Raw genomic sequence first — 18,612 nt, 5'->3', positions numbered from 1 at the left:
CACCAATTTTGTATGTCCCTGAATCATCTTTTTCGCCAGCTTTGTATCACGTCCTCACCTTCGTAGTTACACGAAGAAAGGGAATTAAAGGGCTCCCTTTCTGAAGTCGAGGTTCCGGGCGCTCTTTAATCTGGCGAAAAGTCTTGATCCATTGCCTATACAAAACCTATATTCATAAACGCTAATCGGTTCCGGGTGGAATGGCTGCAAATTACGTTTTTTTGCCAAGTGTTGCCGTTGGCATTGTTTTTATCTTCAAACTTCTCTGAAAATTTCGCTTCACGTCTATTTCGTAGCATTGCGATAGTCAAAAGGTCAGTTTCAGCCAGCGCAAGTCATTCTTAGCCCCGTTCTTCTTACGCAAAGCAAAGCGGGGAAGTTGCATTTTCCAAATTTGATTATTTTAGTTGCTGCAACAGCGACTAAAAAACATGGGAAGGTATATCAGTAAAACTCTGCTGCGCTGCCTGGGCTGGCGCATCATCACCGAGTATGAGGCCCTGCCAGCCAAGTATTTGCTTATCGCCGTTCCGCATACTTCCAACTGGGACTTCCCGGTAGGCCTGTTAGCACGGGCAGCTTTGGGTTTAGACATCCGGTATGTAGGCAAGGCAAGCCTGTTCCGCTCGCCGCTCGGCTGCCTGTTTCGCTGGCTTGGCGGTTATCCGGTAGACCGGAGCCGGAGTACAGGCTACGTGGATGCCGTAACTGATCTCTTCAACCAAAAAGAAACATTCGCCATTTGTATTGCTCCTGAAGGGACGCGGCGGCGGGTGGAAAAACTAAAAACCGGCTTTTATTACATCGCGCTTGGCGCCAAAGTGCCCATCATCATGGCCCGCTTTGACTGGGCGAATAAACGGATCACCATTAGTGCCCCCTTTTACCCTACGGGCAACCCAACGCTTGATTTTGAGGAAATCGATAGCTTTTTCATCGGCACCCTGGGCAAAAATCCCGAACAAAGCTATGGCTACCGTCGTCAACCCGACCTCTACAACGAATAACACGCTCGAAGCAAATGCAACTCTAAACCTTTTTGAACTACCCCTGTCTTAACTTGCATCTGTTAGACTCAAAACCAACAAAGATGAAGTTAAGGTTACTCTACACTCTTTTTGCGCTGGCCGGCGGCGCATTCCTGTTTCTAAACAACAGCTCCGGCGCAGGCGCTGCACAAGGGCAGGACCGGACCGGTTCACCGTTGAGCAGTGCGACCTGCGGGGCTTGCCACGGGGGCAATAATTTCTCGCCTACCATAGAGCTGCAGGTGCTGAAAGACGGGGAAGCCGTTGCGGCCTATACCCCGGGCGAAGTCTACACCATGCGCGTTTCCGCTGGCTTTTCCGGAAACCCCGCAGCCTTCGGCTTTCAAGCTGTGGCCCTGACCGGCGAAAATAACGCACAGGGAGGGGATTTTCAGAACCCGCCTTCCGGTACTCAGATTACAATCGTCAACGGACGGGAGTACCCCGAGCACAGTCAGCGCAGCCCAAACAGCGCCTTCGAAGTGGAGTGGATCGCTCCGGAAGCGGGTACCGGTGATGTGCGGTTCTACAGCTCTGTGTTGGCTTCGAATAGTGCGGGTGGTTCTTCTGGTGATGGCGTGGCTTCCCTGGATACTCCGGTTGTCCTTACGGAGGATATGACGAGCAGCACAGCCGGCCCGTCAGTGCTCAATGCAGAAGTACAGGTCTTTCCCAACCCGGCGAAGGAGGAGGCTACGTTACAGATTAGCGAAGCCACGGCAGGCACCTATCAGGTGGAAGTGATATCCGCTCAGGGACAGCTGCTGTATGCACAATCGGTACAGTTGAGTGGCGCTGCCGTGCGCTTGCCCTTAGACCTCTCCGCTCAGCCCGGTGGGCTCTACCTGGTCAGAGTGAGTAATGGCAAACAGGCTCTTGTCCGCCGTTTGATTAGGCAGTAAGATATGTCGCGGTAGGGTAGTGCTGCTGCTCTACCGCAACACTATGCCTGATGCAGGTCTCGGGCTTGCATCAGTAACGTATTGGTACTGCTCAATGGCTTCGTAAACGGTGCTGAGGATCCGGTGCCGCACCCGCATTTTATTGAGCCGGTAGTTGTTCATATCGGGGAAGCTACGGTTGGATAGGAAGACGAATACCAGGTTTTCTTCAGGGTCAGCCCACGCACAGGTGCCGGTGAATCCGGTATGGCCGAAAGCGGCATCAGAGGCATCAGCAGGTAGGTTGATCCATTTGCTGGGGTCGAGTTGCCGCATGTCAAAACCAATACCCCGCCGGGTAGACTCCGGATGCCGTTGGGTAAAAGCCTGTATGGTTGCAGGCTCCAGGAGTTGCTGATCGCTGTAAAGCCCGCCATTGAGCAGCATCTGCATGATTGCGCCAAGGTCCTGAGCGTTGGAAAAAAGCCCGGCATGCCCACTGACCCCGCCCAGCATCGCAGCCCCCATGTCATGCACATAGCCCCTCAGCGCTTGCTTACGGAAGTAATTGTCAATCTCTGTAGGCGCAATATCCATCGGTACAAAATATTCGAGAGGGCGGTAGGTCGCCGTCTGCAGCCCCATTGGCTTATAGAACAGGCGGCGAGTGAATTCATTCATCGGCATACCGGTGAGGCGGTCTACTATTCTAGCGATTAGGTAAAACCCCAAATCACTGTATTTATACCCAGGGTTTTCCTGTACTTCTGAATCGTAGATTTGCTGGAAGAGCGCTGTACTGAAATCATCACGCAGGTACAGGTCCGGCGCTACCTCTACCTCGTATCCGGGAGCAGGGCTTTTGCGGTAATAGTCTTTGCTGTGCAGGAGCCGCTTACGGGTGTGTACCAGGGTTTGTTTGTAGAAAGGAATCCAGTCTTTGAGCCCCGCCCGGTGCGCCATGATATCTCTTAGGCAAAGGGGGGCTTTGTTGGTGCCTTCCAATTCCGGCAGGTAGCGGACTATGGGCGTGTCCAGGTGGATTTGCCCATGTTCCTGCAGCCACATGACGGCCAGGGTGGAAGCGGCTACTTTTGTGACCGAAGCAAGGTCGTAGAGGTCGTCCGGATGTACAGGCTGCGCTTCTGAGTACGTGTGGTGGCCGAATGCTTTTTTGTAGATGATTTGCTGGTCTTTAGCGACGAGAATGACACAGCCCGGTGTGGCGCCTGCTTCGATAGCATCGTTGGCAATCCCGTCAATTTTGGCGAGGGTGGCAGCATCCATACCTACAGCTTCCGGGGGCGCAAACCCAAAACGTGCCAGTCTGCCCGTAATGACACCATCGCCAAACTGGCTTTTGGGCGAAGCTGTAATGGGCAGCCGCCCTTTAATGGCCTGTGCGCCGAATAGAGCTTCAGCAGCCAGGTCTTGCATCATTGGGCTGTCTTCGTAGGCTTCCAGCACCCATTCCTGCTCATCAAAAAACTTGAGGCTGTAGGGATTGCCGAAGACAACGAGTACGACTTTGGTCTTTTGCTGCAATTGCTGCAGCATTTTTCGGGCTGCTACGGAAATACCAAAGCTTTTGGAGGCACTGCTGCTCATACCGTGCAGGCCGACGATGGCCACATCCGCCTTACTCAACTCAGCGATAATCCGGTCTTGCTCGCGCTCTGATGGCGACTGACCGCATTGCAGAGCGGGCATCCTTTTGTACTCCTGCAGCCGGTCTTGAAACGGGGTGGCTTTACTGGCATTGATGCTCAGGCTCGCCATTTTGATGCCCTCCAGTTGCCGGAAGGGGATCAGGTCATTCGGGTTGCGGACCAGGGTCATCGCATTGGCAAGCAGCTTGCGCTTGAGCAACAAGGCATCGTCAGTGTTCAGGCGTTCCCGCAGGCTGTCGGTGCGCAGGGGCTCGAACTTCCGCAGGCCTAATTTGTATTTGGCGCGCAGCACTTTTTTTACCCGGGGCTCCAGCGTTTCCCAGCTCAGCTTTCCGGACTCAATGTAGTTGCGGATTTCCCGGAAAGCCGCGCCCATATCTTCCGGCAGCAGAAGTATATCGTTGCCTGCCACAAGAGCTTCGGCTTCCACTTCCCCGCTTTCAAAGTGCTTGGTCACCCCCTTCATTTCCAGGGCATCGGTGAAGATCAGCCCGTCGTACTCCAGCCCTTCGATCAGCAGGTTGGTAATGGTATTGTAGGAGAGGGTGGTAGGTCGGTTTTTACGTTCGTCCAGAGCGGGCACATTCAGATGGGCGACCATCATGCTGCCGATACCCTGCTTCGCCAGTTGGCGGAAAGGGAAGAGCTCGATGCTGTCCAGCCGGCTGAAATCATGCCGGATGACCGGGAGGTCGTAGTGGGAGTCCACATCTGTATCTCCGTGCCCGGGAAAGTGTTTGGCGCAGGCCATGACCCCATGGTCCTCCATGCCCTGTGCATAGCGCCAGCTTTTGGCTGCCACATTCATCCTGTCTTCTCCAAAGGAGCGGTTGTTGATCACGGGGTTGGCGGCGTTGTTGTTGACGTCGGCTACCGGTGCGAAATTGACATTGATTCCGGCGAGTTTCATTTGCCGGGCAATTTCAGTACCCATCTGATAAATGAGGCTGTTGTCCTGAATGGCTCCCAACGTAAGCTGCCGGGGGAAGCTGATAGTGCTGGATTTCATACGCATGCCCAGGCCCCATTCGCCGTCTATAGCAATCATTAAGGGTACTGGGGAGGCGATCTTCTGGTACTGATTGATGAGCTCCACCTGCCGTTCCGGTGTGCCCTGAAAGAAGCACAAGCCCCCGACTTTGTATTTTTTGATTTGGGCTTCCACGGATTGTATGTGCTCTGGCCCCAGGTCGGAGTGAGCGCGTATCATAAAGAGCTGCCCCAGCCGCTCGGTTTCGGTCATATTGTTGTAGACAGAGTCGGCCCAGGCACTAGCCGGGTTGGTTTGTGCATGGAACTGGCCAGCTAGCAAAAGCAGGCAGAATAAGGTCAGTTGTCGGGTCATTGTATTAATTATTTGACTGCATTTTTTCGAGGAAGCTGGGGTCAAGTTCAAGTGCTTTGTTCCGGTATTGCTGCCCGAGCTGTTGATTGCCGGCGTTGTAATAGGCGGTGCCCAGGTCAAACCAGGCACTAGGGTTTTGGGGGGCTACTTCGGTCGCTTTTGTGAAGTATTCAATGGCTTTGGGGGTGTTGCCCCGTATGCCGTACGCCACGCCCAACAGGCGGATGACTTCGTACTCCTCTGGCATGATTTCGTAGGCTTTATTCAGGTAACTGATGGCTTTGTCTACCTGCCCCAGCTGCTCACCGTAGTATTTGCCGGCATCTTTGTAGGTGATGCCCAGGTTGCGGCGGGCATCCTGGTAGTTGGGGTCAATGGACAGGGCGTTTTGGTAAGCCGCAATCGATTGGTCATAGGCCTGCAGATAATTGTAGGCATTGGCCATGAGGAGGTACGCATTTTTGTAGTTCGGATGGATGCGCACCGCCTCTTCCAGATGGCCGATAGCTTCGCGCAGCATCGCTTCTTTTCGGGTGGCATTTTCCGGCTTTACGGATTGTGTGACGAGTTCGCCCCCTACTGCATTCCGGAGTTTGGCGCTATTGGGAGAGTGCTCAATATCAGTAGTGAATAAGGTGTAGTTGTCCGCCCATGCCGGGTTGCGTACGATAGTCCTTACGCTGAATAGCAAAGCAAGGGCCACCACCACTCCAAGTACCGGCTTGAACCGGCGGTAGGCAGGGATTTTGCCGGCAGGCGCACCCCGCACGGCCCAACGGTAGCCCAGCAGCGCCAGTGCCAGACTGAAGCCCACCGAAGGCATGAACAACAGGCGCTCCGCCATATGCGTACCTACCGGGAAAAACAGGTTGGAGACGATGGCCAGCGTAATCAGGTAAAAGAGGATGGCGAAGCTCATCGGGTCGCGTTTGGGCAGCCGCCATACAGCATAAGCGCCCAGCGCCAGGTAGAGCACGAGGCTGAGTACCGCTCTCCAGTCTGAGAAGGTCATCACACCGATGGCCCGGGGGTAATAATCGTGGGTGAGCGTGACCGGCACAAACAACAGCTGCAGGTACCTGCCAAGGGAGTACATCACGGTAGCGAAGCGCTCCTGCGCGGTGAAAGCCACATAGCCATTGCCCTGTACCTTCACAAAAGGATTGTTCATCATCTCCATGGGCGGATCGCTCAGCCCAAAGCCCAGCACGGAAAAGCGGATGGCAAGAAATGCCCCGGCGGCAAGCGCAAAGGGCAATGCTTGTTTAACGATGTTGCCAGTCTTCGCCGAAGTGAAAAAGTAGTACGCCAGGGGGGCAACGAACAGGAACATAATGGCATTCTCCTTGGCCATCAGTGCCAGGAAAAACGCTAGCCCTGCCAGTAGGTTGTAGAGCGGTTTTTTGTCTTGAAAAGCCCGCAACGACAGGTAGAGTGCGACCAGGCTACCCAGGAGCGTGAGGATCTCGTCCCGGCCTTTGACATTCGCCACCACCTCGGTATGTATGGGGTGGGCGGCAAACAGTAAACTGCCGGCAATGGCTATAAAATAAGCCTTCACCTGAGCCTGCTGCGGGCGGAACAGCTGCAGGAGCACCAAATACAACAGCACAGTAGTCGCGCCGTAGTAGAGCCCGTTGAACAGGTGCCCGATGAGAGGGTTCTCGCCAAAAAACTGCACCTCAATCGCAAAGAGGATTAGCGATAGCGGCCGGTAGCGACCACCTGCCACTAGCGCCGCTTTGCCTTCCTCCTTGAAGAAGCCAAAGAAAGTATCTTTGCTCAGTATGCCCGGTATGCCGCTGATGCCCTCCTTGACGAACATATTATCGTAAATAACGATAGCATCGTCCAGGGCATAATCGTGCCCAAGGGTATTGGCATACAGCAAAAAGCTCAGGGCAAACAAGCCCCAAAGGTGGAGTTTTGGATTGGTAAACCAGGCCGGATACCCTTTCAGGGCAGCGGCAGGCTGGCTTTTGGTTTGGCGCTTTGGCGTCCTTTTTCCCATGGTCAGTGGTGTCTGCAGTTTGTTGTCCGAGGTAAAATAGAGCTTTTTTCCTAGGTGGGGAATTATCCGGGGGAAGAATTTGAAGTGCTATGCGAAGCATAAGTAAGGACAAAAAAGATTAGCCTTTTATCTTTGCAAAAAAGGAACCACTCTATGAAAGACATCCAAGCCCTCCTCCAACTACTCGACCTGGAACCTATCGAAGAGCATATCTTTCGTGGCCAAAGTGCCAGTATCGGCAGCAAGCGGGTGTTTGGCGGGCAGGTACTCGCGCAGGCCCTACAGTCGGCCATGCGTACCGTACCGGAAGACCGCTTTGTGCACTCCCTGCACGCGTACTTCATCCTGCCCGGTGATGTAGCCCAGCCAATTATCTTTGAAGTGGACCGCATCCGGGATGGAGGGAGCTTTACCACCCGCCGTGTCAAAGCCATACAGAAGGGGCGCGCGATCTTCAATATGTCGGCTTCCTTCCAAAAGCAGCAGGAAGGGTTCGACCATCAGATCAGTATGCCCAATGTTCAACCACCGGACGCGCTGATGAACTGGGATGATTTGCTGGAGCAGATGGGCGACCGCCTGCCGGAGGGTATCCGCAAATTCCTTGAAATTGCCCACCCGATAGAGTTTCGCCCGGTGGAACGGGTGCACCCGATGCTGAGCGGCAAGCAGCAGCCTATCCGCCACGTGTGGATGAAGTCGAAAGGGGCTATGCCTGATCAGGTCACGGCTCATCAGGCGGTACTGGCCTATGCCTCCGATTACAACCTGCTCACTACCGCGCTTTTGCCCCACGGTGATCAGATAGCTAAAACCAAGATTCAGATGGCGAGCCTCGACCATGCGATGTGGTTCCATCGCCCTTTCCGTGCCGATGAGTGGCTGCTCTATGCCATCGACAGCCCGAGCGGTTCTAATGCGCGGGGCTTCACGCGGGGGAGCATTTTTAATCAGGAAGGCGTGCTAGTGGCATCTACCGTTCAGGAGGGGCTGATCCGCCCGGTGGAGGGGTGATGTTTGTGGTGAAAGTTGTATAGGGTTAGCATCATAAGTGATCATAATCTAAGAGCATGTTTGGAGGAGCACTTCTGCTGATAACCAAATCCGCAAAAAAACCGAAGAGTTGCCAGATGGTACCCGGGGGGCTTGACCTTGCTCGTTTGAAATGACTATAAACTACTGTACTTCTATACCTTGTTCGATTAGAAACTCAGCGCTCAGCCCGTACATAAGGCCTGTAACGAAAACCATGATCAAAACGAAAAACAGCGGGCTAAGCCCTTTCCATACGCCCTGCAACTGGAAAGTCTGTATTTGCAATACCCAGGCATAGCCCAGGAAAAACAGGCCGAATATATTATTGAAAATGCTGCTGCCTTCAAGGAGTGGGAAGAGCAATATGACCAGGTAAAACATCAAATTGAGTAGTAACAATTGCCCCATGTAGTAGGCATAGATGACCAGATGCTCTGCAAAATTGAATCCCGCCCGCCGGTAGATCAGGCGGCTGATGAGGGACAAAATCGGGATGGATAGTAGGATGAACGTTAGTGCCAGAGGCCGTAGTTGCCGGGTCCGCTCTTCTTCTGACAGTTCGGAGGCTTCGTTGTAGGAGGTAAATCCCAGCGCAAAATCCTCATGGAAATAGCGGACTTCTCCATCTGACAGTAGGATCATCACACCATAAAGGCTGGCAACAAAAAACAGATAAGCCATCGGCCTGAGGTAGCGCTTCCGGACGCCTTCAATGTAGCTCCGGCACACCCTTCCCGGCACATAGCACAGGTGCGCTAGTGTTCGCCATATACTAGAATCTGTATTGAAAACCGTTTGGCTGAGCTGGGCGAAAAACCCCCAAAGGGTTAGTCTTCTCCGGACAATTCTGGCACCACAGTGGTGGCAAAAGTGCCCGGTTTCTATAACCGGCTGCTGGCAGTTAAGGCAGGGTGGCATTTTTTGAACGAAAAAATACGAATAAAAACGGGAAGACTACTGGCGGAGCAATTAATTACCCGTACCAGTCAACAAAAATCTGATACGGCGCTTTAAGCAGTAAATCTTAAGCTATGAAAAAGAACTGGACACCCGACGACATACCCAGCCTTAAAGGCAAAGTCATCATCATTACCGGAGCCAACAGTGGCCTGGGTCTGGCTTCTGCTAAAGCCCTGGCTCAAAATGGTGCAGAAGTTATTCTGGGCTGCCGGTCGGAAGAGCGGGGCACTGCCGCCCTGAAGGAGGTGGAAGCAGTACAAACTACACCTGCCCGCCTCATGGTGCTGGACCTGGGCAGCCTAGCGTCGGTACAGGCTTTCGCCGAAAACTTCAAAGCAAAATACGAGCAGCTGGATGTCCTAATGAATAATGCCGGCATCATGGCCACGCCCTACGGCACTACTGAGGATGGCTTTGAAAAGCAAATTGGTGTTAACCACCTGGGGCATTTTGCGCTGACGGGCCACCTGCTACCAGTTTTGCTAGACACTCCTGGCAGCCGCATCGTCAATGTCTCTAGTTTGGCGGCCCGTAATGGTCAGATGGATATCTCTTCTTTCAAGGATCCAAGCAACTATCAGCCCTGGAAAGCCTACGGGCAAAGCAAGCTGGCGAACCTGATGTTCACCCTGGAGCTCAACCGCCGCCTTCCGGAAGGTCAGACCATCGCCGTGGCAGCCCATCCGGGCGGTGCTTCCACTAATCTGGGGCGCAATGTGGAGAGCAACGCCGTGTTCCAGTTCATCGCCGAAAAGGTACTCCTGCCTCTGCTGCCCACCCCCGATCAAAATGCCCGCCCTCAACTCTACGCTGCTGTCGGAGAGACCGTAGAGCCCGATCATTACTACGGTCCCGGCAAGTGGGGGGAAATCGCTGGCCCGCCCAAACTCGTCGACCTTCCTCCTTCCATTGGGCAGCCGGCCGACTGGTCTGCTCTGTGGGTGGCTTCGGAGGAACTGACTGGGGTGTCTTTCCTGTCTCGAGCGGTATAGGCAGGAGAGAGCTGCCCGCCCAGAGCTTAACTAAAAAGGACTTTAGTTAAGTTTTGAGGTATTTTCCTTAATTAAACCCTCGTTAAGTTAAGCTTTAGGGCATTTTTATTAACTGAAATCTTGTCGAGTTAAGTTTTTGGCCTGGAAACTTAATTAAAGAGTTTGACGTTTTAAGCTACATGAAAGATTTCCAAGCAGGGCACTATGTCAATCAGGGGTACTACAAAGCCTTCATCCCCAAGCCTATATTCACAAATTGGGAGATAGCAGATATGGAGGTGATACAGCTGCTGAGTAAAGCTGACCGCCACCTCGGCAGACTGGACATGTATTCAGCTTATGTTGATATTGACCTTTACATAAGCATGCACATTGCCAAGGAAGCCACTCAGTCTTCGCGCATAGAGGGCACGCAAACGAACATTGAGGAGGCTTTTATGAAAAAATCGGATGTTTCTCCCGGTCTTAAAGATGACTGGGAAGAAGTTCAAAATTACATAAAGGCGATGAATCTTGCGGTCGACTTGCTTCAAGAGCTGCCTTTTTCCAGCCGATTAATAAGAGAGGTCCACAGAACGCTTATGCAAGGTGTCAGAGGAAGTAAAAAAATGCCCGGTACCTTTCGTACCAGTCAAAACTGGATTGGTGGGGCAACCTTGGATGATGCCACCTTCGTGCCACCTCCCCATACTTACATTCCTGAACTAATGAGTGATCTTGAAAAGTTTGCCAATGATGAACTAGCTCCGATCCCTGATCTTATTAAAATTGCACTCATTCACTATCAGTTCGAAACGATTCATCCGTTTCTCGATGGGAATGGCAGAGTTGGCCGCCTGTTGATTACGCTTTATCTTGTAAGTAAGGGGATATTACATAAACCTATCCTATACCTGTCAGACTTCTTCGAACGGCATCGCTTGTTGTACTACGATAACCTCACACGGGTCCGGACACACAATGACATCAATCAGTGGTACAAGTTTTTCCTGACCGGTGTGATCGAAACTGCCAAGCGTGGTATAAAAACCTTCGATGGCATCCTTCGGTTGCAAAGAGCAATGGACGAACGCCTCGAGAGCCTGGGAGGGCGTTCGAAGGGCGCGAAGCAGGTCCTGGAGCAGCTCTTTAAACGTCCTGTCACCGATGCAGACCAAATTGCAGAGATTATCGGCAAGTCAAAAGTAAGTGCTTATAAGCTGATATCGGACCTGGAAGAAGCAGGTATACTTGTCCAGCTGCCGCATGGCAGGCGGGCCAAAATGTACGCCTTTAAAGCATATTTGGATTTGTTCAATGAATAGAGCGTATAGGGGTGAGCCACAATCGCCTCGCCATTTATGCTGATTGTCATCAGGGAGGTACTGGTAAGAGCTTTAAAAGAGGAGCTAAAAAAAGACAGCATCCAACAAGGATGCTGTCTCTTCTCAAGCCTGTTTTGATCTCTTCCCTTTTATTCCTTGATCACCTTCTGCCGGCCAATCACTTCCTGACCGCTGACGACTTCCAGGACATAGATGCCGGAAGGAAGCTCCGCTATGGATAGCGCCGGTGTTAAAGGCTGCGCTTTCACCAATTGCCCGATTGCAGAGTGGATACGGATTTCATAGCCATCTCCCAGCGCCTCCAGGCCACGAATATTGAGCTGCCCGGTGGTAGGGTTAGGGAATACCGTGAAATCTTGTACCGTGGCATTTCTGGTGTTGGTCAGATTTTCATCTACATAAATGGAATGGGTATGGTTGGCATCACAAGTCTCATGTACATCCATATTGATCAGGTGCACATGAATATCGTGCCAGCCAGCTGTGGTGTAAGTGGTTACCGGCGTAGCGTGATCGGCGGTTTCGCCATTCCCGAAATCCCAGGACCAATGGGTAGCTTCTTCAGTAAGCCCATGTAGGTGCACTTCCTGGCCCATCGCTACTGTATCTGGTGCCGATATTTCTGGTGTGAGCTTGTTGGAGTAGATCATGGTCTCCAGTGTTTCGCAGCCCTCGTCATTACAAATTGTCACCTCGATGTTGTGGATGCCATTATGGTCCAGCGTATGTTCCGGATTGGCCGCTGTAGAGGTGTGCCCATCTCCAAAGTCCCAGCTCCAGCTATTTACATCGGTATTGGTATTGACCCCAAACGAGCGAATACCGTCACACATTTCTGCATTAGCCACTGTAATCCGGGAACCCGACAGGTTTAAGCTGCCCTGGCAACTGTAGTTGATCTGAAAGCCGCTTTCATTGTTGATGAAGTCGCTAATCTCAACTATGGTGATCACGGAACCTGTAGAGGTAATGGGCGCTGGTATTTCATTGCCGGTGAAGAAATCTAAAATAGGCGCCTCTAAAGTAGCACCATCAAAAATCGCCACCCCGTCAAAATCATTCTCAAAATTGAAGGATTCAAATTCGAGGGTAATCGGCCCGACCGGGCTGTAGATGGTCGTCACACTGGTATTGTCGTTTACATAGTTGCCATCTGCTCCGCCAGAGTCGTACAGGCTTCCGAAACAACCGGTGATGACCTGCTGTCCATTCACGGGCATGTTTTCGATAATACAGTCGGGGTCTACCGTAAGGGTGATGTTCTGAACGATAGTGTTGCAGCCTTCAGCGTTGCAGGCGGTGAGGGTCACCGTATAAGTACCTCCTGCAGGGTAGAAGTAGATAGGGTTTTGTTCGTTGGAAGTGCCGCCATCACCAAACTCCCAGAACCAGGAAGTGGGGAACTGAAGGCTCTCATCAATAAACACCACCGGCTCATTGGCACAAAGAAGAGTGTCTGCAATGGAAAACTGAGGCTTGGGCCGCTGAGGTGGAGCCGCTGAGCAAGAGAAAGTAGCTGAAAAACCACTTAGGTTGACAAAATGATCGGTGTGTTCCTGTACCGTAAGCACGCCGGACGCAGCGGTCAGGGTTTGGCCTGCCAGCTCATTGCCGGAAAAGGTACCCAGAAGAGTCCCTCCGTTGAGTGGCCCATCATATACAGAAACAAAATCGGCATGTTCCTGATAGTTGAATTCGCTAAAGGTAATACTGACCGAGGTGGCTCCCGGCGGAGCAATGGTTACACTGCCAAAGCTGCCTTCCAGATAAGGTGCATTGGGGCCGCCTGAGTCGTAGAGGTTGCCGGAGCAAACGGTGACCACTTCATTCCCATGCTGTGGGATGTTTTGGGTGTAGCAGTCGAGGTCTACTTCAAGGAAATTAGGCAGGTTTATCACATCACAGCCGAGTACATTGCAGGCTTCGAGGGTAATGGTGTAGGTACCGCTTTCGCTATAGGTGTGCACCGGGTTTTGCTCAGTGGAAGTGGTGCCGTCACCAAAGTCCCAGTTCCAGCTAGTGGGCACATTTGTACTGACGTCCGTGAATTGAACAGGTAGGGTGCCACAGATAAAATCAGGGGCTTCCACCCCCGCAATCACCGGGGCAATGACAAAGAGCGTCACATTTATGGGAACCAGCGGCTGCAATGGGTCATTGGTCTCCAGCTCATAAACCAGATTGTAGACACCGGTCGCCAAGCCGGTAGCGTCCAGGTTGATCAGAAGCGGGGTGCTGTCGTTGAGGCCCACCGTGCCGTTTGCCGGCGAAATGTCGGCAAATGCCGTCTCACCGGGGCTGCCAAGCGCAACCGCATCCTCGAAAATATTGCCAACAAAGGCCCCTTCAGCCACAACCGTACCGGATGATACATCCACCACCGTATAATTGGGCAGGGCACCATCCCCCCAGCTATCAAACAACTGCAGTGTGTAGGCCTCATCTGTCGATAGCCCCAAAAGCTCGATGCTATAGTCGGTATTCGATTGGTAAGTGGTCCCCTGTGAGCTTTGCACGACTGTGTTGTTGCTGTTGAGCAGATCCCAGGAGAACTCCTCGCCCCAGTCGTCGGTCGTGAAATTGAAGACAAAACCAGTGCTGTTGGAGAGCGAATTCACCGTGAAATCAAGCGGTGCTTCCCCAATATTGCCAACATCCACTGTCAGGATGGTATCCTGCCCCTCGATGAGTTCAACGATAAACTCCGTCGGATTAACCGTGAGGCTGGGTGCGGCAATACCCGTACCCGTAAGGTTGACCAAAAGGTCATCACCAGCGTTATTGACGAGTGTCAGGGTTTCGGCGAATGCCCCCAGATCGCCTGGGGTGAAGGAAACGCTAATGGTTTGTGCCGCAAACGGGGCCAGGGTAAGACTGCCAGGGCTCTCTACTTCAAAGCCAGCCAGGGTAGCCTCTAACCCACTTACTTCAGTGGGGGCGGTACCTGTATTCTCTAAAGAAAAGCTAAGGGTAGCAGTAGCACCTATTTGTACTTCCCCGAAGTCGAGGTCATTGGTGGAAATGCTCAGCTCCGGCGTCCCGTTTACAATCAGCGTCACCGGGATCGTTACGGTAGGGTTATTAGGATCATTGGTCGTAATAGTAATCGAACCTTCGTAGGTGCCTTCCGTCAGTTCCGTCGCATCGAAGGTGATCATTACCTCTTCGCAGGCAGTTGCCGCGAGCGGATTGCTGATTTCGCCAAGTGACAGCCATTCCGGACTACCACCAGTACCTGTAGTAAGCGAGGGGAAGTAGTACAATTGGTCGGGGACAAACTCTATAAAACCAGAGAACCAAACAGTACCCGTTCCCAAATCGCTAAGCGTAAATGATTGGAAAGCGATCACGTCTTCGGGTACTCCCGTAATCCCGAAATAATAAAAAACACCAGCATCTAGACCACTGATGGTTTCGCTGTAGGTGGAATTAGCCGCGTAGGTCTGGCTGTTTTCGGCGACCACGACGTTATTTTCATCAAATAGCTGCCAGCTGAATCCTCCCCCCGTCGCAGAGGTGGTAAAATCCAAGACGTAGCCCGTTTGGTTGTCCTCACTCTGACTGCTCAATGCGGCAACCAAGTCACCTTGCCCCACATTACAGAGGTTGAGCATTTCGGTGGTACTGCTGCCCGCCTCCAACTCAATGAGGAAGCTATCCGGGTCAAAGGTCAGGGCGGGCGGCTCCTGTACAGTGATTTCCAGGGGCACGCTTGTGTCGGAGCCGTTGCAGTTGGTTACGGTTAGGACGACGCTGTAGGTACCCGCTTCGGTGTAAGTGTAGCTGGGGTTTTGCTCGTTCGAGGTATTACCATCTCCAAAATCCCAGGACCAGGCACCGGGGTTTTCGGTACTGCTGTCGGTAAACTGAATGGCTGTGCCAAACGGTACATCTGTGGCATCCGCTGTAAAGGAAGCCACAGGCGGATTGGCAATGCCATTGGCTTCCCAGATCATTTCAAATCCCGGGAAGTTACCTTGGTGATCGGCAAAAAAGAACAGCGCCAGCGCCTGGGTCTGAAAAGTAATGGGCTGCCCGTTGTTGGGCAGGTTGTCGCCTAAGTAGGTAGCAAGGGGCGTGTAGGTGCCGTTATTCACTGCAAACAAAGACAACTGATCATTATTGGTAGCTGCAGTGCCCAGGTCAAAGGCCGTAAAGGTAACTGTTATGCTCGTTGCTCCCGGAGGTGCAATCAGGAACTGCCCGCTGCTGCCTTCGGTGTAGTTGCCATCGGGGCCGCCATCGTCGTACAAAACGCCATTACAAAGCGTAGTAGTTTCCAGTCCGTGGTTGGGCATATTGATACCATTGGTGCAGGCAAAGCTTTCCGGGTCAAAGGTGATCGCCTGACTGGCAGAGAAGGTATCGCAGCCGTTTTCATTACAAACCTCCAGCTGCACATCATAGGTGCCGGGCTCATCGTAAGTATGGATGGGGTTCTGCTCGGTGGAGGTGTTGCCATCCCCAAAGTCCCATGTCCAACTGGTCGGGAAAAAGGTAGAGGCATCCGCAAAGGCGACGGTGCCTGTACAACTCAGGGCAGGGAAGGCCGCCGCTGCCACAGGAGGCTCCGTAAAGTCGATGCAGTCGAAATTCATAGCAAACCCTGCGCCGGTAATGGTGAAATCACTGGTGAATACCAGCAGGCAGCTGGTGCCCGAAAGCAATATAGGGTTACCGTTGTTGGGTAGATTCAAACCGGTATAGGTGCCCACCAAAGGGCTGTTCGTCGAAGGGCCATCGTAGATGGTAAGAAAGTCAAAGTGATCCTCTACATCAAATTGAGTAAAAGTAAGGGACAGCGCCTCACCGGAGGTTCCATTGATGTAAATGTAGGCTTCATTATCATCGGTGTAAGGCGCATTGGGGCCACCGGAGTCGTAGAGAATGCCATTACAATCATTGATTTCCAAGTCTCCGAATTCAGGTGCATTGTAAGTGGTTTGTGCAGATAATGTCAGGGAGAATGACATTGCGAGGAATAGAAAGAAATTTTTCATGCCAGGGTTTGTTTAATAAATTCCATTAAAAGGTGTTTCGGTTTTTTTAAGAGCCACACTATCGCGACTGGTTCGAAATAAGGTGGCACGCTTTTCAACTGTTAAGCTTATGGGTTTGCACAACTTTCAGGCTTACAGCCATTTGAGGTTAGCAAAACCCATGAGACAGGTCAGGCGAGCTGCACTGATGCTGAGAAAACGAACAAAAGATTCTTTGGTTTTTGCAGCGCGGGTAATAACGATTGATTGCTCAATCTTTGACAAAAGAGGAGAATTATTTTGGCCCTAATACACGCTCTAAAAGGAATATCTGATATTGCCCGGAGTATAGGCAAATAAAAACGCCGCTTCCGAAGGAAATCGGAAACGGCATTTTTGTGTGCCGAGCAATGTGCTCTTAATCGCAGATTGCTAAGAACATGTTTGGAGCTCGTTCCTGTTGCAAATCAACGCTTTATGAACCCCGCAGAAATGCGGGGCAAGCTCTGACTTCCTCACTAAATTTTCGTTTAGCCCGCTAAACTCAAATTTAGTGACTTCGCCAGAACCATAAATCCTTGATTTTCATGACGAAACCGCTCCAAACAAGCTCTAAGGGAAAGCTTTGATTAGTTCTTGATGAACTTCAGCACCTTGCTACCTTCCACTGCGTGGATGGTAATGAAGTAGGTGCCTGTTGTTAAGCTTGATACATCTACCCGGTTATCCGCATTACCGTTTAGTACAGTCTGTCCCAAAAGAGTTGTAATCTCAAAGGACTCTACCTGAGCGTCGGTCTTGATGAATAACATGTCATCAGTAGGGTTGGGGTAAACACTAACCGGAGCCTGCAGGGTATTCAGGTCATTTACTGATACCATTTGTGCTCCTATGACCACACTTCCAAGTGCCGCTTCATTAGCAGGGTTGGCATTTCTGCCGGTAACACTAAAGCCGTACTGAATAAGCAGGCCGGCAGGGAGTTGGTCTGCCGTTACCGTCACTGAAAACGGACCACTCTCGGGGAGGTCTAAAATAAAGGCATCTCCCAGGGCGTTTGCGAAGCCATTGTCAGGATCAAGGGCTTTAATGAAGTACTTAACTTCGTAGCCTTCATCTAAGGTGTAAGACTGCACCGTGCCCGAAAAAGTAAGATCATTACCATTGAAGGTCGCACCCGGCTCTATGAAAGAAGAAGCTTCCATGACTTTGTTGCCTTCTCCCGTGGTCTGATTGACCCAGTTTGGATCATTCGGATTATCGGCATAGGTATTGAAATTGGGCTGCAAAATTATAGTATTGGCATCCGTGTCCAAGACCGTTTTTACGTCAGGGATTCCCCAGGCATTGCCAAAATCATAATTGCCATCCAGGAAAAACACATTCATAAAAGCAATCCAAGGGGCGTTAGCATCAACAGTGACGTTGTTCTGCGCGGTCAGGAGTGGCATTGAAAAAAGGAAGAGTGCAATGCTTGTAAAAATTGATTTCATAATTTCTCAAAGTTTTATTGATAGAAAGTTGATAGTAGCCTATGCCGTTTTTGTCATAGGCTTAAGTCAGAAAATGCATAGACAGGAAAATAGGTTCAGCGGTTGCTCATGTTTGTAAATTAAGAACATACAACCCGTCAGGCTACACCTTGCAGGTAAAGCCCCGTGATTGAGCCGCGCAACCTAACAAAACCACTCTAAAGAGGTTTAGAGCATGTTGCTATTACAAATCAACGCTTTATGAACCCCGCAGAAATGCGGGGCAAGCTCTGACTTCCTCACTAATTTTTCATTTAGCCCGCTAAACTCAAATTTAGTGACTTTGCCAGAACCATAAATCCTTGATTTTCATAACGAAACCACTCCAAACATGCTCTTAGGGGGCAGTTGCCCTACCAAGGTGCATGACAAATGAGCCTCAATGAGGTACTCATTCCAATACTCGCGATAATTGAGGTAAAGCCCAAACCACAGCGGGAATAACCGCTGTCATTAGAGGACAGGTATTTCTATTTTGAGCTACTTTGTATCTAATACTAAGGCGCAACATACGAATTATTCCGGAAATATGCTCTAGCAAAATGGTCAAAATATTTCCAAATGTTGATTTTCAAGGGGCGAGCATTTGGGTATGACGCTGAAGCTGGCTCAGGTAGGGTGATTTTGTGCCCCTGCCTGATTCGCACACTTAGAGCGTGTTGGGACTTTTGTCTTCTAGTCGAAAACTAACAATTTTTTGGTTAGACGAGGCACGAAAACCGGAGTTTAGCCTTACAGGCTGACCGAAAACACATTTTGGGTTAGTATGACGATAAGATACCATGCGTAAAAACGCAGCGGCATTTTGTGCTTTGCGCCCCAGGTTTTCTGTAAATACCAAGCATGGCAGGTTA

The 18,612-nt window shown here is 51.4% G+C and carries 11 protein-coding genes; 5 read left to right on the top strand and 6 right to left on the bottom strand.

Features of this window, described 5'->3' with window-relative positions; translation table 11 throughout:
- The first annotated feature begins 431 nt into the window (after positions 1-431).
- Both RIC19_RS24225 and RIC19_RS24220 read left to right on the top strand, forming a co-directional pair.
- Positions 432-1,007 carry a 1-acyl-sn-glycerol-3-phosphate acyltransferase gene (locus RIC19_RS24225; protein ID WP_350180974.1) on the top strand — a complete coding sequence of 192 codons (576 nt, stop codon included), beginning with the start codon at positions 432-434 and terminating at the stop codon, positions 1,005-1,007.
- Positions 1,008-1,090: 83 nt separating this feature from the next.
- Positions 1,091-1,930: a T9SS type A sorting domain-containing protein gene (locus RIC19_RS24220; RefSeq protein WP_350180973.1), complete on the top strand. Its 840-nt coding sequence runs from the start codon at positions 1,091-1,093 to the stop codon at positions 1,928-1,930.
- Between the two features lie 30 nt (positions 1,931-1,960).
- Here RIC19_RS24220 and RIC19_RS24215 read toward each other — a convergent pair whose 3' ends face one another.
- Together RIC19_RS24215 and RIC19_RS24210 are read right to left on the bottom strand one after the other, a co-directional pair.
- Positions 1,961-4,924, bottom strand: a complete 2,964-nt coding sequence (locus RIC19_RS24215) for a serine hydrolase domain-containing protein (protein ID WP_350180972.1) — start codon at positions 4,922-4,924, stop codon at positions 1,961-1,963.
- Positions 4,925-4,928: 4 nt separating this feature from the next.
- Positions 4,929-6,935: a tetratricopeptide repeat protein gene (locus RIC19_RS24210; RefSeq protein ID WP_350180971.1), complete on the bottom strand. Its 2,007-nt coding sequence runs from the start codon at positions 6,933-6,935 to the stop codon at positions 4,929-4,931.
- Between the two features lie 153 nt (positions 6,936-7,088).
- Here RIC19_RS24210 and tesB point away from each other — a divergent pair, with 153 nt between their 5' ends.
- Entirely contained in the window at positions 7,089-7,949 is an 861-nt protein-coding gene (gene tesB, locus RIC19_RS24205; protein WP_350180970.1) for an acyl-CoA thioesterase II, read from the top strand.
- A gap of 162 nt (positions 7,950-8,111) precedes the next feature.
- On the opposite strand, the gene RIC19_RS24200 is transcribed toward tesB, so the two are convergent.
- Positions 8,112-8,888 carry a DUF3667 domain-containing protein gene (locus RIC19_RS24200; RefSeq protein WP_350180969.1) on the bottom strand — a complete coding sequence of 259 codons (777 nt, stop codon included), beginning with the start codon at positions 8,886-8,888 and terminating at the stop codon, positions 8,112-8,114.
- A 113-nt stretch (positions 8,889-9,001) separates the two neighbouring features.
- Here RIC19_RS24200 and RIC19_RS24195 point away from each other — a divergent pair, with 113 nt between their 5' ends.
- Both RIC19_RS24195 and RIC19_RS24190 read left to right on the top strand, forming a co-directional pair.
- Positions 9,002-9,922 carry an oxidoreductase gene (locus RIC19_RS24195; protein WP_350180968.1) on the top strand — a complete coding sequence of 307 codons (921 nt, stop codon included), beginning with the start codon at positions 9,002-9,004 and terminating at the stop codon, positions 9,920-9,922.
- A gap of 179 nt (positions 9,923-10,101) precedes the next feature.
- Entirely contained in the window at positions 10,102-11,226 is a 1,125-nt protein-coding gene (locus tag RIC19_RS24190) for a Fic family protein (protein WP_350180967.1), read from the top strand.
- A 149-nt stretch (positions 11,227-11,375) separates the two neighbouring features.
- On the opposite strand, the gene RIC19_RS24185 is transcribed toward RIC19_RS24190, so the two are convergent.
- The 3 genes from RIC19_RS24185 to RIC19_RS24175 all read right to left on the bottom strand — a co-directional run.
- Positions 11,376-16,247: a PKD domain-containing protein gene (locus RIC19_RS24185; protein ID WP_350180966.1), complete on the bottom strand. Its 4,872-nt coding sequence runs from the start codon at positions 16,245-16,247 to the stop codon at positions 11,376-11,378.
- A gap of 608 nt (positions 16,248-16,855) precedes the next feature.
- Positions 16,856-17,719: a T9SS type A sorting domain-containing protein gene (locus RIC19_RS24180; protein WP_350180965.1), complete on the bottom strand. Its 864-nt coding sequence runs from the start codon at positions 17,717-17,719 to the stop codon at positions 16,856-16,858.
- 688 nt (positions 17,720-18,407) lie between these two features.
- Positions 18,408-18,612, bottom strand: a 205-nt coding sequence (locus RIC19_RS24175; RefSeq protein ID WP_350180964.1) for a hypothetical protein, incomplete at its 5' end; no start/stop codon positions are given.

The organism is Phaeodactylibacter sp., from assembly GCF_040219495.1.
Classification (GTDB): Bacteria; Bacteroidota; Bacteroidia; order Chitinophagales; family Saprospiraceae; genus Phaeodactylibacter.
This window is presented reverse-complemented; position numbering and strand designations above follow the sequence as displayed.

Coding starts and splice junctions, on each gene's coding strand:
- RIC19_RS24215 (WP_350180972.1), bottom strand. CDS start 4,924: ATGACCCGACAACTGACCTTATTCTGCCTGCTTTTGCTAGCTGGCCAG.
- RIC19_RS24195 (WP_350180968.1), top strand. CDS start 9,002: ATGAAAAAGAACTGGACACCCGACGACATACCCAGCCTTAAAGGCAAA.
- tesB (WP_350180970.1), top strand. CDS start 7,089: ATGAAAGACATCCAAGCCCTCCTCCAACTACTCGACCTGGAACCTATC.
- RIC19_RS24190 (WP_350180967.1), top strand. CDS start 10,102: ATGAAAGATTTCCAAGCAGGGCACTATGTCAATCAGGGGTACTACAAA.
- RIC19_RS24185 (WP_350180966.1), bottom strand. CDS start 16,247: ATGAAAAATTTCTTTCTATTCCTCGCAATGTCATTCTCCCTGACATTA.
- RIC19_RS24220 (WP_350180973.1), top strand. CDS start 1,091: ATGAAGTTAAGGTTACTCTACACTCTTTTTGCGCTGGCCGGCGGCGCA.
- RIC19_RS24180 (WP_350180965.1), bottom strand. CDS start 17,719: ATGAAATCAATTTTTACAAGCATTGCACTCTTCCTTTTTTCAATGCCA.
- RIC19_RS24225 (WP_350180974.1), top strand. CDS start 432: ATGGGAAGGTATATCAGTAAAACTCTGCTGCGCTGCCTGGGCTGGCGC.
- RIC19_RS24210 (WP_350180971.1), bottom strand. CDS start 6,935: ATGGGAAAAAGGACGCCAAAGCGCCAAACCAAAAGCCAGCCTGCCGCT.
- RIC19_RS24200 (WP_350180969.1), bottom strand. CDS start 8,888: ATGCCACCCTGCCTTAACTGCCAGCAGCCGGTTATAGAAACCGGGCAC.